1 protein-coding gene is annotated in these 254 nt (G+C 59.4%); it reads right to left on the reverse strand.

Annotated elements, in window-relative coordinates:
* Nucleotides 1-221 (reverse strand): transposase (locus VSR82_RS40470; protein WP_498858973.1); only part of this gene is annotated, 221 nt, incomplete at its 3' end.
* Nucleotides 222-254 lie beyond the last annotated feature (33 nt).

The raw sequence follows: 254 nt of genomic DNA on the forward strand, positions 1-254 counted from the left end.
TCCGCCCGCAGACGCGAAAGCTCCATCTGTTCCGCCGTGACGACCTTCGCCCCCGGGCCGTTCAGCTTGCCGGCTTCCGACGCTTTGAGCCAGTTGCGCAGCGTCTGTATCGACATACCCAATTCGCCGGCCACGGCGCTCACGCCTTGCCCGTCCTTGACTCGTTGCACTGCAGCTTCCTTGAACTCCGCCGTGTACACCTGGTGCGGTACCTTAAACATTTCTTCTTTCCTTCCTTTCGGTCGAGTTTATAC

The sequence above is a fragment of the Burkholderia sp. JPY481 genome, assembly GCF_038900515.1.
GTDB lineage: Bacteria > Pseudomonadota > Gammaproteobacteria > Burkholderiales > Burkholderiaceae > Paraburkholderia > Paraburkholderia youngii.